Origin of the sequence: Streptomyces sp. SID13726 (assembly GCF_010548375.1) — a bacterium.
GTDB lineage: Bacteria > Actinomycetota > Actinomycetes > Streptomycetales > Streptomycetaceae > Streptomyces.
The window spans coordinates 1-13629 of sequence record NZ_JAAGLY010000024.1; the positions used below are offsets into that span (position 1 = coordinate 1).

General features: G+C 72.1%; 15 protein-coding genes and 1 pseudogene. 7 read left to right on the top strand and 9 right to left on the bottom strand.

Annotated elements, in window-relative coordinates; all coding sequences use genetic code 11:
* Together G3I78_RS38525 and G3I78_RS38530 are read right to left on the bottom strand one after the other, a co-directional pair.
* Window positions 1–1072 (bottom strand): serine/threonine-protein kinase (locus G3I78_RS38525; RefSeq protein WP_164433549.1); only part of this gene is annotated, 1072 nt, incomplete at its 3' end.
* A gap of 171 nt (window positions 1073–1243) precedes the next feature.
* Window positions 1244–1987, bottom strand: coding sequence for a VOC family protein (locus G3I78_RS38530; RefSeq protein WP_164433551.1), 744 nt, complete (start codon window positions 1985–1987; stop codon window positions 1244–1246).
* 135 nt (window positions 1988–2122) lie between these two features.
* Here G3I78_RS38530 and G3I78_RS38535 point away from each other — a divergent pair, with 135 nt between their 5' ends.
* Window positions 2123–2758 (top strand): TetR/AcrR family transcriptional regulator, encoded by a 636-nt coding sequence (locus G3I78_RS38535; RefSeq protein WP_164433745.1) that lies wholly within the window; start codon window positions 2123–2125, stop codon window positions 2756–2758.
* Between the two features lie 71 nt (window positions 2759–2829).
* Here the strand turns inward: G3I78_RS38535 and G3I78_RS38540 are convergent, their stop codons facing one another.
* Together G3I78_RS38540 and G3I78_RS38545 are read right to left on the bottom strand one after the other, a co-directional pair.
* Window positions 2830–3300 (bottom strand): nitroreductase/quinone reductase family protein, encoded by a 471-nt coding sequence (locus G3I78_RS38540; protein ID WP_164433553.1) that lies wholly within the window; start codon window positions 3298–3300, stop codon window positions 2830–2832.
* On the bottom strand, window positions 3297–4577 hold the full coding sequence (locus G3I78_RS38545; protein ID WP_164433555.1) for an acyl-CoA dehydrogenase family protein: 1281 nt from the start codon (window positions 4575–4577) through the stop codon (window positions 3297–3299). The genes G3I78_RS38540 and G3I78_RS38545 overlap by 4 nt, the downstream gene beginning before the upstream one ends.
* 76 nt (window positions 4578–4653) lie before the next feature.
* Between G3I78_RS38545 and G3I78_RS38550 the strand changes: the two genes are divergently transcribed.
* The 3 genes and pseudogenes from G3I78_RS38550 (at window position 4654) to G3I78_RS38560 (ending at window position 6670) form a co-directional block, all read left to right on the top strand.
* Window positions 4654–5823 carry an acetyl-CoA acetyltransferase gene (locus G3I78_RS38550; protein WP_164433556.1) on the top strand — a complete coding sequence of 390 codons (1170 nt, stop codon included), beginning with the start codon at window positions 4654–4656 and terminating at the stop codon, window positions 5821–5823.
* 82 nt (window positions 5824–5905) lie between these two features.
* A pseudogene (locus G3I78_RS52400) lies at window positions 5906–5974 on the top strand (pyridoxamine 5'-phosphate oxidase family protein); the annotation flags it as partial.
* 30 nt (window positions 5975–6004) lie between these two features.
* Entirely contained in the window at window positions 6005–6670 is a 666-nt protein-coding gene (locus G3I78_RS38560; protein WP_164433558.1) for a pyridoxal 5'-phosphate synthase, read from the top strand.
* Here G3I78_RS38560 and G3I78_RS38565 read toward each other — a convergent pair.
* Genes G3I78_RS38565 through G3I78_RS38585 form a run of 5 tightly spaced genes read right to left on the bottom strand, consistent with a single transcriptional unit; the run spans window position 6649 to window position 9291 of the window.
* Window positions 6649–7617 (bottom strand): GNAT family N-acetyltransferase, encoded by a 969-nt coding sequence (locus tag G3I78_RS38565; protein WP_164433560.1) that lies wholly within the window; start codon window positions 7615–7617, stop codon window positions 6649–6651. The two genes, G3I78_RS38560 and G3I78_RS38565, sit on opposite strands and share 22 nt — an antisense overlap.
* Window positions 7618–7657: 40 nt before the next feature.
* Window positions 7658–8284, bottom strand: a complete 627-nt coding sequence (locus G3I78_RS38570; protein WP_164433562.1) for a GNAT family N-acetyltransferase — start codon at window positions 8282–8284, stop codon at window positions 7658–7660.
* 8 nt (window positions 8285–8292) lie between these two features.
* On the bottom strand, window positions 8293–8433 hold the full coding sequence (locus tag G3I78_RS38575) for a hypothetical protein (protein ID WP_343243960.1): 141 nt from the start codon (window positions 8431–8433) through the stop codon (window positions 8293–8295).
* Between the two features lie 4 nt (window positions 8434–8437).
* The gene (locus tag G3I78_RS38580; RefSeq protein WP_164433564.1) at window positions 8438–8845 is read right to left on the bottom strand and encodes an OB-fold domain-containing protein; all 408 of its coding nucleotides are present in this window, start codon (window positions 8843–8845) and stop codon (window positions 8438–8440) included.
* A complete protein-coding gene (locus tag G3I78_RS38585; RefSeq protein WP_164433566.1) occupies window positions 8845–9291 on the bottom strand; it encodes a DoxX family membrane protein in 447 nt (148 codons plus the stop codon). The genes G3I78_RS38580 and G3I78_RS38585 overlap by 1 nt, the downstream gene beginning before the upstream one ends.
* Window positions 9292–9456: 165 nt before the next feature.
* On the opposite strand from G3I78_RS38585, the gene G3I78_RS38590 reads away from it, so the two are divergent.
* The 3 genes from G3I78_RS38590 (at window position 9457) to G3I78_RS38600 (ending at window position 13439) form a co-directional block, all read left to right on the top strand.
* Window positions 9457–10089: an SMI1/KNR4 family protein gene (locus G3I78_RS38590; protein ID WP_164433568.1), complete on the top strand. Its 633-nt coding sequence runs from the start codon at window positions 9457–9459 to the stop codon at window positions 10087–10089.
* Window positions 10090–10259: 170 nt separating this feature from the next.
* Window positions 10260–11615, top strand: coding sequence for a Fic family protein (locus G3I78_RS38595; protein ID WP_164433570.1), 1356 nt, complete (start codon window positions 10260–10262; stop codon window positions 11613–11615).
* Window positions 11616–11816: 201 nt separating this feature from the next.
* Entirely contained in the window at window positions 11817–13439 is a 1623-nt protein-coding gene (locus G3I78_RS38600; protein WP_164433747.1) for a subtype B tannase, read from the top strand.
* Window positions 13440–13629: the final 190 nt, after the last annotated feature.

A 13629-nucleotide genomic window follows, 5' to 3' on the forward strand; every position in this document is an offset into this window, starting at 1 on the left:
GGGGTCCTGGGCCGATGGGCACCTGGGCGCCGGCGAGCCGGACGGGGCCGGTGTCGGGGGCGCCGACGGGGACGGGCGCGGGCGGCAGCGGGTCGTAGGAGGGCGGCGGCGGTACGACGGCGGCGGGGCGCCCGCCTCCGCTGCGGCCGCCGGGACCGGCCTGCGTGGTGGGCGTACGACCACCCCGGCGGGCCTCGATCATGGCCACGGCCTTCTCGGGCAGCCACGCCGACGCCGTACCGCTGTCGTCGGAGCCGGAGCCGAAGAGGTGGGGGGCCAGCTGGGCCTGGAGGTCGGCCGGGTTGGGGCGGCCGATGGCCTCCATCTGCATGAGGGACTCGATCAGCGGCCGCAGCTCGTCCGGGAGGCCCTCCAGGTCGGGGCCCTCACGCAGCAGCATGAAGACCGTCTCGACCGGGTTGGCGCCGTGGAAGGGCGGGTGCCCCGTGGCGGCGAAGACCAGCATGGAGCCGAGCGAGAAGACGTCGCTTGCGCCGGTGACGCTGCGGGAGTCCTTGGCCTGCTCGGGGGACATATAGGCGGGGGTGCCGACGGCGACGTTCGTCATCGTCAAACGGGTGTTCGAGACGCCGGACGCGATGCCGAAGTCGATGACCCGGGGGCCGTCCTCCACGACGAGGACGTTGGAGGGCTTGAGGTCGCGGTGGACGAGACCGGCGCCGTGGATGGACTGGAGGGCCTCCGCGACGCCCGCCGCGAGCCAGCGCACCGCCTGGGCCGGGAGCGGCCCGCAGTCGTTCACTATCTCTTCGAGGGAGGGCGCGGGGACGTACGCGGTGGCCAGCCAGGGCACGGCCGCGCGCGGGTCGGCGTCGACCACGGCCGCCGTGTAGAAGCCGGAGACCGCCCGGGCCGCCTCCACCTCACGGGTGAAGCGGACCCGGAAGAGCTGGTCCTCGGCGAGCTCCGTGCGCACCGTCTTGATCGCCACCCGCCGGCCCGAAGCCGAGCGCGCGAGATAGACCAGCCCCATGCCGCCGGCACCCAGCCGTCCCAGCACCTCGAACGGCCCGATCCTGCGCGGATCGTGCTGCGTCAGCTGATCCACCACTCTGCCTGCCACCTCCCCGTACGGGCCCCGTCAACCCACATAGTCACGCGACCCCGTGCAGCGTCTCACCACCGCACCGCCATGGCGGCACGCAACCCTGATTCTTCCTGGCCGGAGGCCTGGTTGCGAACCCGGCCCCAAATGGGGTGTCTCCCATCAAAGCGGTACCTTCTACCACCCGGACCGCTCCATGATGGCGAACGACGCCCCTTGATTGTCCGTGACGACGGCCACTTTCCCGTACGACGTCTCGAATGGCGGCGCCTGCACCCGCCCCCCGAGACGGCTGACCGTCCCGAGCGCGGCCTCGCAGTCCTCCACCCCGAAGTGGACGAGGAAGTGCGGCGGCATCTCGGCCGGGAACACGTCGGCGACGGGGGCGCGGCCGAAGTCGGGGCGGGCCTCGGGTCCGAACAGGGCGTCGTGGAAGAGCCCGCCGTAGAAGGTGTTGGCGGCCTCGGTGTCCCGGGCGTACAGCTCGGCCCAGGCGAAGGCGCCGGGCTCGTGCCGCCGGCCGAAGCCCTGGTGCCGACCGGGCTCCCAGAGGGCGAAGACGGCCCCCTCCGGGTCGGTGACCAGCGCGGACGTACCCAGCTCCGCGACCGGCACAGGCGCGGTCACGACCTGTCCGCCGGCCGCCCAGATCCGGTCGGCGAGGCCCTCGATATCCGGGGTGGCGAAGTACACCGTCCACACCGTGGGCATCCGCCCGTCCGTCTTGTGGGCGAGCGCGGCGACCGGCTCACCCCTGAGATGCGCCCATACGGCACCCCCGTGGGCGTCCTTGAACGTCCATCCGAACAGCTCACCGTAGAACCGCCGCCCGGCGGCCACGTCGGGAAGCTGCGCGTCCACCCAGCAGGGGACGCCCTCGGCGTATCCCGTTCCGTCTGCGGATGCCCTGTTTTCGGCCATACCGTCAAAGTAACGGCGACGCACGCACCCCGCAGGACCAGGCACACCCGCCTCTCGGCCCTCGTGCACCCCATTTGCAGTCGGCCGAATCGCGCTCCGATCACCCCTCGGTAAGCTGACGGCATGACAGGACAAGTGCGTACCGTCGACGGCCGTGTGGCCGGTCGGCGTGGGCAGGCGACCCGGCAGAAGCTGCTCGACTGCCTCAGCGAGATGCTCAGCTCCTCCCCTTACCGGGACGTCAAGGTCATCGATGTCGCCCGGAAGGCGGGGACTTCACCCGCGACCTTCTACCAGTACTTCCCGGACGTCGAGGGCGCCGTCCTGGAGATCGCCGAGCAAATGGCCACCGAGGGCGCCGGGTTGACCGAGCTGCTGGCGGGCCGGTCGTGGGTCGGCAAGGCCGGCTGGCAGACCGCGCAGGAACTCGTGGACGGTTTCCTGGAGTTCTGGCGCAAGAACGACGCGATCCTTCGGGTCGTCGACTTGGGCGCCGCCGAGGGCGACAAGCGCTTCTACAAACTCCGTATGAAGATCCTCAACTCCGTGAACAACTCCCTCGCGGACGCGGTCGCCGAGCTCCAGTCCAAGGGCAAGGTCGACAAGGACGTCAACCCGGCCGCGGTCGCGGGTTCACTCGTCGCGATGCTCGCGGCGGTGGCCTCGCACCAGAAGGGCTTCCAGACGTGGGGCGTGAAGCAGGCTGAACTCAAGCCGAACCTCGCGCTGTTGGTGCACCTGGGCGTGACGGGCAAGAAGCCGACGAAGTAGGCCCTTCCCGAGTCCTGTCTGGCAGGCGGCTGTTCACCCGGGTGGACGGCCGCCTGTCGTGCGTCCAAGGGTCACTTACGGGTGATCCTGAAGAGCCGTATCTCCCGTTCGACCCGGGCCTGGTAGGTGGCGTACGGCGGCCAGAAGGCCAGCGCGGTCTTCCATACGGCCGCCCGCTCCTCCCCCGTCAGCAGGGCCGCCGTGACCGGGATGTCCGCGCCCTTCCAGCTGACCTCGGCGTCCGGGTGGGCGAGGAGGTTGGCGGTCCAGGCGGGGTGCCCCTCGCGGCCGAAGTTGGAGCCGATGAGGATCCAGGTGCGGCCGGGCTCCTCGGGCATGCAGGCGAGCGGTGTCCGGCGCGGCACCCCGCTCCTGGCCCCGGTCGCGGTGAGGATCACCCCCGGCAGCATCTGGGCGCTCAGCAGCACCCTGCCCCGGGTGAGCCGGTGCACGGCCCGGTCCAGGGCCGGGATCACATGCGGGGCCACCTTGGCGAAGCCGCGCGTGGAGGACACCTTCTGGACGACCCTCGTACCGATCACACCGCCACCTCCGTCGCCCGCTCGAACAGCCCTGCCGCGTCGGCGGCATGGGCCCTGAGCCGGTGCGCGGGCCCGAACAGCAGCTCGTCACCGGCGGCCCGCTTGAAGTACAGATGCGCCTCGTGCTCCCAGGTGAACCCGATGCCCCCGTGCAGCTGGATCCCCTCGGCGGCGGCCGTGCGCAGCGCTTCGAGGGCCTGCGCGAGGGCAAGCCCGCCGACCCGCTGCTCGCCCTGGCCGACGGCCCAGGCGGCGAAGTAGGCGGCGGAACGGGCCGCCTGGAGCTGTACGTACACGTCGGCCAGCCGGTGCTTGACCGCCTGGAACGACCCGACGGGCCGCCCGAACTGCTCCCGCTGCCCGACGTACCCGACGGTCAGCTCCAGCGCCCGGTCGGCGGCCCCGACGGCCTCGCAGGCGAGGACGGCGGCGGCGGTGTCTCCGACGTGGGCGAGTGCGGCGGGTACGTCGGCTGCGGGGGCGGGGGCGGTGGCGTTGCGGTTGCCGTTGGAGCCGTTGGGGTTGCCGTCGCTGTCGCCACTGCCGCTGCCGCCGTCGCTGTCGCTGCCGCTGTCGCTGTCGCCCAGCAACTCGGCTTCGACGTCCCGGAGTTGCACCCGGGCCTGGGGGCGAGTCGCGTCCAGCGCGGTCTGCCGGGTGCGGACGAGGCCGGGGGCGTCGCCGGGGACGAGGAAGAGGAGCGTGCGGGAGCGGGCGAACCCACCGGCGTGCGCGGCGACGAGCAGGAGACCGGCGCTGTGCCCGTCGAGGACCTGGTCGACCTGGCCGTAGAGCCGCCAGCCCGCCCCCGCGCGCCGGGCCTGGACCCCGCCCGCGCGCCCTCCGCCCGCCCAGTCGCCCCGGTTGTCCCCGGTCAGCCCGAGCGCCGTGCCCGGCGGTACGGCGAGCGTGGCGGTCAGGGCGCCGGAGGCGAGGCGGGGCAGCAGGTCGGCGCGCTGTGCCTCGGTGCCCAGGGCCCGAACGAGCGGCACGGTGAGCACGGCGGTGGCCAGCAGCGGCGAGGGGGCGAGGACGCGGCCCGTCTCCTCGCAGGCCAGCGCCAGTTCGGTCGCCGAGCAGCCGACACCGCCGTACGCCTCGGGGACCGCCAGTCCCGGCAGACCGAGCTGCCCGGCGAGGGCCCGCCACAGCGCGGGGTCGTGGCCTGCCGGGGTCTCCGTGGCCGCGCGCAGCTCCTTCGGCCCGCAGCGCTTGCGCAACAGCTCTCTCAAGGTCCGCCGGATCTCGTCCTGTTCGGCGGTGAACCGTGCGTCCATGGCTCTTCCCTCCCGATCTGACGGTCCGTCATATTAGGAGCGCCCGCACCAGTTGCACAGAGGCAGGAGCCCCCTCATGCCCCCCAGCCGCCGGAAAGTCGCGATCACCGGTGTGGCCCTCTCCGAATGCGGCCGCGTGGACGACACGTCCCCCTACGCCCTGCACGCCCAGGCCGCCCGCGGGGCGCTCGCCGACGCCGGCCTGGACCGCTCCCTGATCGACGGCCTGGCCTCCACCGGCACCGGCCTGCTCGCCCCCGCCGAGGTCGCCGAGTACCTGGGCCTGCGCCCCACCTGGGTCGACTCGACGTCGGTGGGCGGCTCGACCTGGGAGGTGATGGCGGCACACGCGGCCGACGCGATAGCCGCGGGCCACGCGAACGCCGTCCTCCTGGTCTACGGCTCCACGGCCCGCGCCGACATCAGGGCGGGCCGCCGCACCGGCACCCTCTCCTTCGGCGCCCGGGGCCCGCTCCAGTTCGAGGTGCCGTACGGTCACACCCTGATCGCCAAGTACGCGATGGCCGCCCGCCGCCACATGATCGAACACGGCACGACGATCGAGCAGTTGGCGGAGGTCGCGGTGCAGGCGCGCGCGAACGCCGCCCTCAACCCGGAGGCGATGTTCCGCGACCCGATCACCGTGGACGACGTCCTGTCCGGCGAGATGATCGCGGACCCCTTCACCAAGCTGCACTGCTGCATCCGCTCCGACGGCGGCGCGGCGGTGCTGCTGGTGGCCGAGGAGTACGTACGGGACTGCCGTACCGCCCCCGTCTGGGTGCTCGGCACCGGCGAGCACGTCTCGCACGTCAGCATGTCCGAGTGGCCGGACTTCACGGTGTCCCCGGCGGCGGTGAGCGGACGGCTGGCCTTCGAGCGGGCCGGGGTCCGGCCCGAGGAGATCGAACTCGCCGAGATCTACGACGCGTTCACCTACATGACGCTGGTGACGCTGGAGGACCTGGGGTTCTGCGCGAAGGGCGAGGGCGGTTCCTTCGTGGAGAAGGGACGGCTGAAGGTCGAGGGCGGTGAGCTGCCGGTGAACACCGACGGAGGCGGACTCTCCGCCCAACACCCCGGAATGCGGGGGCTGTTCCTGCTCGTGGAGGCCGTACGGCAGCTGCGCGGGGAGGCGGGGGCACGGCAGGTGCGGCGCCGGGACGGGTCGGCGCCGGGGCTCGCGGTGGCGTCGGGGACGGGGGGCTGGTTCTGCTCGTCGGGGACGGTGGTGCTGGGCCGTTAGGGCGCGCACCGCTCACTGTGCCGATGCGGCGGCGGTACGAGTCCGACGGCACCGTGCGGATCACGGCGACGGCAAGGCGGTCGGCCACGTCGACTTCGCGTGGAAGGACCACGGCGAGCAGGCCGTCGTACGGATGCGGCCCGAAAGGTAGGTGTCCTCGGACCTCGGTACCGTCTGAGGCATGGCAACGGATCTTCACGAGCTGCTCAGGTCACTGCGGGTGTGGGACCCGGAGGTCACCTCCCTGCCCGCCCTCGACCCGGACTCCGCGCCCGCGACCCCGCTGGAGCTGTTCGCCGCCTGGTTCACGGAGGCGGTGGCGGCCGGGCAGACCGAGCCGCACACCATGTCCCTGGCCACGGCGGACACGGAGGGCCGGCCCGACGTACGGACCGTGATGCTGCACGGCGCCGACGCGGACGGCTGGGCCTTCGCGAGCCACGCGCGCAGCCGCAAGGGCGGACACCTGGCGGGACGGCCCTACGCCGCCCTCGGCTTCTACTGGCCGGTGCTGGGCCGCCAGGTACGGGTGCGGGGGCCGGTGACCGCGGCCCCCTCCACGGAGGCCCAGGCGGACCTGCACGCCCGCTCGACCGGCGCCCTGGCCGCCGCGCTCACCGGCCGCCAGAGCGAAGTCCTGGGCTCGCTCGGGGAGTTGGCGCGGGCGTCGGAGGAGTCCTGGGAGCGGGCGCAGCGAGATCCCGCCGCGCCGGTCGCGTCCTGGACGCTGTACCGGCTGGCGCCGGAGGCGGTGGAGTTCTTCCAGGGCGACGAGCGCAGGCGGCACGTACGGCTCAACTACCTTCGTACGGCGGACGGTTGGGCTCAGGAACTGCTCTGGCCCTGAAAGTCGTACACCGCGAAGTCCGCCACCGGCCGGTAACCGATGCGCTGGTACAGGCCGTTGCTGGTCGGGTTGGCCAGGTCGGTGAAGAGCAGCACCTCCTCGGCGCCCCGCTCCCGGGCGACCCGGCTGACCTCGGCGGTGACGGCCCCGGCGTGCCCTCGGCCGCGCAGCGGGGCCGGGGTGTACACCGGCGCCACCCGGATCTGCCCGGCGACCAGCGGGGTGAGCCCGGCCATGGAGACGGGGGTGCCGTCCGGGGCCTCCCAGAGGGCGACACCGTCGTAGGCGAGCCGGGTGTCCGCCCAGGACCCGGCGCGCACGGGGTCCTTCTCGTCCTCCCCGATGTCCCGGACGAACTCGCCGAACCAGCGCACCAGCAGCTCCCGGTCGCCCGGCCCGGCGATCCTGGCCCGTCCTGCGGGCGCGGGCCGCGGCACGCTCAGCTCGCCGAGCCGGTACAGCCGCTGCCGCTGGTACGGCACGGCCACGGCCCCGGTGCGGCGCGCCCACGCCTCGGCGAACCGGCCGGCGGTCCCGGCCTCGGCGCTTACCCCGGGCACGTCCTGGCCCAGGGCCGCCAGATGCGCGGCGAGGGCTTCGGCCCGCTCGGCGGTCAGCGGCGACAGGTACAGCCGGTACGGCGGCGTCCGGAAGTACGCCCCGCACACCTCCCCGCCCTCCGCCAGCAGCCCGAACACGGGCGCGGCACTGCCGTACGCGTGCAGCCCGCGCGTGCGCAGCCCCTCGGTCACGGTGAGCAGGACGGTGTGCAGGTCCGGCCGTGAGCGCAGGAAGGCTCCGCCGCGGGCGAGGAACTCGTCGAGGTCCTCGGTGGTGTGCCAGGGGTCCCCGGTGGAGTGCCAGGGGTCCCCGGCGGGGTGCCAGGCGTCCCCGGCGGGGTGCCAGGGGCCCTCGGCCGAGTGCCGGTCGTCGGGAAGCGTGGTCATGCTCCATGGTGCTGCGCGACCGGGCCCAGGCGCCCGCGAATTACGCCGGGGCCGGGGCTGGATCCGGGTCCGGCTCCGGCTCTGGGTCCGTGGCCAGCCGCGCGTGCAGGTGCACGTCCCGGAAGGTGTCGCGTCGGCCCGCCTCGAACATCGCGCCCCGCAGTGTGCCCTCGTAGCGGAAGCCGCAGTGCTCGGCGACGCGGCAGGAGGCCTCGTGGCCGAGGGCGTGGCCCAGTTCCAGGCGGTGCAGGCCGAGGTCGGTCAGGGCCCAGGGGGTGGCGAGGCGCAGGGCGCGGGTGGCGACGCCGTGGCCGCGGGCCTCGGGGAGCACCCAGTAGCCGACGCGGGCGGTGCGGAAGACGTGGTCGATCAGGTTGACGCCGAGGTGCCCGAGCGTCGTACCGCTCGACTCGTCCGTGATCCGGTACGACACGCTCGTGCCCTGAGCCGCCTGCTCGGCCCTGCGCCGGATGGCGTCCCGGGCGCCGTCGAGGTCGTGGATCGGGGTGAGGGGGGTGTTCCAGCGTCCGAACTCGGGGTCCAGGGCGGCGCGCAGCCAGTCCTGGACCTGGGCGTCGGATTCGGCGTCCCAGGAGCTCAGGCGCAGGCCGTGGCCGTGCAGCGGGGCGAAGGGTCGTATCAGGTGCTCGTCGTCGACATCGGTCATCCGCCCATTCAAACCGCCACGGCCGTCTCACGCGGCCTGAACCTCGGCACCCCGCCCGCAAAGACCACCTCCAGCTCCAGCCCGGCCCGCAACTCCCCGTGCGCACAGCCGACGATCTCCGTCACCATCCGCGCCGACCACTCACCCACCCACTCACACCACCACAGCAGTCCCCCACGGCCTGAACCTCGGCACCCCGCCCGCAAAGACCACCTCCAGCTCCAGCCCGGCCCGCAACTCCCCGTGCGCGCAGCCGACGATCTCCGTCATCATCCGGGGGCCCTCCGCGAGGTCGACCACGGCGGGGACGTACGGCAGGCGGTCCTTGAAGGGGGGCAGGTCGTTGCGGTGGACGACGGACCAGGTGTGGAGGGTGGCACGGCCGGTCGCCGGGTGCCAGGAGACGTCCTCGCTCCAGCAGCGGGGGCAGAACTCCCTTGGGTAGTGGTGGACTTGGGCGCAGGAGGCGCAGTGCCTGAGGAGCAGTTCGCCGCGCGCCGCCGCGTCCCAGTAGGTCCGGGTGAAGGCGTCCGCCTCCGGCCGGTCGAAGCCCGCGGTCATCAGAACCAGCCCAGCGCGGCGTCGAGCGACCAGGTCTGCCAGGACATCCCGAACAGGGCGACGAGCGAGATGAGGGCCATCATCGAGTTCTGCCCCTGCTCGGCCCAGTCATGGATCATCAGGGTGAAGTAGAGGGCGTTCAGCAGCAGTCCGCCGACCAGCGCCAGCGGGGTGAGCAGGCCGAGGATCAGGCCGACACCCAGGGCGAGTTCGGCGTACGCGACGACGTACGCCATCGTCTTCGGCCGCGGCGCGACCACCACGTCGAAGCCACTGCGCACCGGCGTCCAGCGGTGCTTGGCGGCGATGTTCGCGGCCCAGGTGATGCCACCGCCCTCGAACCACGTCTTCTTGTCCTTGTGCCGCCAGCTCTCCAGCCACCACAGACCGAGGCCTATGCGCAGGACGGCCAGCCATTGCGCGCCGGTCAGCCAGATCGTGTCCATGGAATCTGACGGTACGTCAGATCGCGGACGGCGGGAAGACCTCGTTCCTGGTGGGCCCGGGCGGCAGGTCACTTATGATCATTGCGGACGGAACGCCCACTCCCAGCGAGTGATGACCCCATCGGCTTGAGGCCTGCCATGATCAAAGAGTCGCTTCAGGAACTCATGTCGACCGCGTTCGGCGACTGGACCCCGGACGACGGCTGCACCGATGCCCAAGTCACGGCCACCGAGGACCACTTGGGGATCAGCCTGCCGGACGCCCTGCGCGACTACTACGCCACCGCGGGCCGCCACCCGGAACTGATGGGCCTGAACGGCCACGAGCACACCCTGCGGGTGACGGCTCCCGAGCACCTGGACATCGAGGACGGACATCTGGTCTTCTGCGGGGAGAACCGTTGGCCCGCGCGGTGGAGCGTGCGCCCGGACGATGTCGGTTGGCCCGACCCGAGGGTCCACGGCCGGAGCGAGCCGGGCGGGAAGTGGTACAGCGAATCCCGGAGGCTGTCGGCCTTCCTGATCAATGTCGCCGGCAGACAGGCCGTGGCGTCGCTGCCGCACCGAGCCACCTGCCGGGTCCGTGAGCAGCAGCTGGGGGTCGTCGAATCACTGCTCAGCTACGTCGGGTCCCGCGAGATGCAGAAGGGCGGCCACTGGCTGAGCTTCGTCGACCCGTCGCGACGCCTTCTGGCCAGCTACTCCTACAACACCGCCACCCTGCACGTCGGGGCCGTGGAGCACACCGCACTCGCGTCCCTGCACGAGCGTTCAGGTCTGACACTCAAGCCGGCGTGACGCCGGGAAGACCTTCCTCCCGGTGGGCCGAAGCGCGACAGTCGTCACGCGGGCACCCCAACTGACGCTCCGGGCAGTGCAGTTGCCGGCATCCGCCCCTGCGGGCGTTCATCCGGGCCGGAAAATCCGCTTGAACCGCGGACGGGTGGCCATGGCAGGCTTGCGCGGTGATGGCCGAGCTGTTCCCCTCCGATCTGAGCTGGGACGACGTGGATCCCGCCCGCCACGCCTTCGACAGCGCGTCGGCAGCGCGGGTGGTGCGGTCACTGGGGCCCGCCCGGACACTGCCCGGCGACCGCGGCGGCCCCTACGGCGACCCGCCGGCCGGCGGCCCGAGCCCGAACGCGGGACGGCGCTGGTCCGACGCCATGGCGTACGCCCTCGTCGAGCACTACGGCCGCTGGACCCTGGGCTGGCGCTGGGCGCACGACGAGGGTGACTTCGACGGCGGTCCCGTCGGGAACTGGTGCTGCGCGCGGCACTCGATCACCACACCGCAGGAGACGCTGGACAGGGTCGTCGCGGCCCTGTGCGAGTGGCGTGAGTGGCTGGAGAGCCTCGCCGGGCGGTTCGAGGCGTACCCCCTCGACCTGGCCGGGATCGAGGACCAGCGAATCCTGTGGGACCGCACCACCCGGAACCTGATCCTCCAGGTGGTTGATCGCACCGGCTGCGGCAGCGGTTGGTACGGCCACTGCCGTCAGGTGCTCACCTGGTTCCTCAGCCGCTGGGGGGTCGCTCCCGACCTCGCGCAGGAGCTGGTCGGCGAGGCGATCGGCGGGCGGTTCGAGAGCTGGACCGGTCCCGACCCGGCGCTGGTCGACGATGTCGCGGAGCAGCTCGCACTGTCGCTCCGGCCCGACGACGGCGCACGACCCGCCGAGCCCCCGCCGGACTACCTGGAGCGCTGGCTCTCGGTACGCGAGGACGTGCCCTGGCAGGAGGCCTCGGAAGACGACCGGGACGACCCGGTGACCCCGGCGCGGGACGGCGCGGCGGATGACATACGCGCCTTCGACGGCGCCCTGGATCCCGCTCGCGCCCAGGGGCTGCTCGACGCCCTGGACCTGCTGCGGGCCGACGCGGCACGCGGCGCCTCCCTCGACTTCGAACTGCTGCGGAGCTGGCAGCGGCACGTCCTGGGGACACCGGAGCCACCGCCGTTCCGCACCCTGCCGGCCTTCGCCAAGCGCGGCAGGGAGCGCTACGGAATCGGCCAGGACACCCGGGCCCGCCTCGACTCCTGCCTGGCCGGGAGCGCGCGCTCCGCCGAGTCGCCCGTCCCCCTCACCGCACGGGCCGCACGCGCGTATCTCGACGTGTGCTTCTTCCACCCGTTCGACGACGGCAACGCCCGGTCCGCCTTCCTCACCCTCCTCTTCGTCCTCGCCCGCGAGGGCATCACGCTCGACGGGGTGAGTCTGCTGCGCCTGGTCGCCTTCCGGGCCGACGAGCCGCAGGACGCGCTGACCCTCACGCGGTACATCGGCATCCATCTCGCGGAGACCCGACGCAACCTCCGCTGACCGGCGACCGCACGCTCCGGCACACACGGTGAGAACCCATGAGAGAAACCTGTGCGCCCCCCGAGAAGCTGTGGGTCCCCCATGAATACCCGCGGATTGTTGGCAATTTTGTCGGAGACGCGGCTACGTTCGTTCCCGCCAGCGAAAACGCCGAGGGAGCCAACCGTGAAGCACAGGGCAATCAAGCGCAGGAACGTCGTCATCGGGATCGGTGCGACGGCGGGGGTCGCCGCTGTCGGAGGCATCGCTCTGAGTGCCAGCGCGTCGACCGGCAGCAGCTCGAAGGCCACGGAGGACAGCCTCGTCTTCGACCCGGACGCCTTCACCGAGCTGACGACGACGGTCACCGACACGGAGGGCACCGAGCACTCGGTGACCTACCACTTCTGGAAGGCGATCACCTACGTCTCCAAGCCGGTCGACGCGACCTACCAGTCCCTGATCGTCAGCGCGCCGGTCGAGATCGACGGCACCGCGGTCGACGCGAGCAACGCCCCGATCCTGCTCGCCAACTCCATCGGCGGCTACATGCCGTCCTCCGTCGCGACCGCGACCGGCGTCGGCGCCGGGGGCATGGGCGGGGGCGGCGGCGCTCCCAGCGGTGCCCCGACCGGCAGTGCCGCTCCCAGCGCCTCCGCCGCCTCCAACGCCAACGCGAACACCAACGCCACCGGCGGCGCCACCGCGAGCAACCAGCTCCTCGCGCTGGCCGCCGGGTACGTCGTGATCGAGCCCGGCGCCCGTGGTCGTACCCTCAAGAACTCCTCGGGCGAGTACTACGGCACCGCCCCCGCCGCGATCGTCGACCTCAAGGCGGCCGTGCGGTACATCAAGGCCAACAAGGGCCGCATCCCCGGCAACACGGAGCGGATCGTCTCCGCCGGCACCAGCGCGGGCGGCGCCCTGTCCTCGCTGCTCGGTGCCTCCGGCGACTCCCCGATCTACGACAAGCTCCTCAGGGAGATAGGCGCGGCCGACGCCTCCGACGCGATCTTCGCGGTCGGCGCCTGGTGCCCGATCACCGACCTGGAGCACGCCGACGGCGCCTACGAGTGGAACTGGGGCACCAACGTCACTGCCTCCACCGGCAAGGTCGTGGACCAGTCGGTGTCGAAGGAGCTCCAGGCCCAGTTCGCCGAGTACCAGGCGAAGTTGAGGCTGCGCGGGCTCAAGGGCTCCGGCTTCGGCACTCTGACCGCCCGCAACTACGACGAGTACCTGGTCAAGCAGTACCTGGAACCGTCGGCCACCACCTACCTCGCCGCGCTCTCGGACTCCGACCGCGAGACCTACCTCGCCGAGAACACCTTCATCACCTGGTCCGGCGGCCGGGCGAGCTTCACCTGGGCCGACTTCCTCACCCATGTCGGCGCCCGCAAGAAGACCACCCCGGCCTTCGACGCCTTCGACCTGTCGGCCGGCGAGAACAACCTGTTCGGCGCGGGGACGACCGAGAACCGCCACTTCACCGCGTACGGCGCCAAGAACGACAGCACCGGCCTGTCCACCAAGCGGGTCGCGAGCGACATCCCCGCCAAGCTCGACCAGATGAACCCGATGTACCACCTGGTGGAGAAGGTCAACTCCGCGCGTTCCAGGCACTGGTGGATCCGCCTCGGCACCAGCGACTCCGACACCTCGCACGTCGTCTCCGCGAACCTCGCGGCCGCCGCCGCGGGCCTCGGCGACGAGGTGAACCACCTCTACTACTGGGACCAGGGCCACGGCGCCAACACCGACCCGGGCGACTTCATCACCTGGATCGCCAAGGTCACGGGCCACAAGAAGGCCGGGAAGACCGGGAAGACCGGGAAGACCAAGTAACCCCCAGGAACGCGGCCCCCGGTTTCCCGTCAGTCTCCGGCCGCCGCACACCACGGCGCCGAGCTCCGCATCCGCGGGCCTCGGCGCCGTGGCGCCTTCCATGTGCACTACGTCACAGGGCCCACGCACTTCTCCTACAGGCGTGATCGATCCGCAACCAATTCCGGGCTTGACCGAGACCCATCAACGC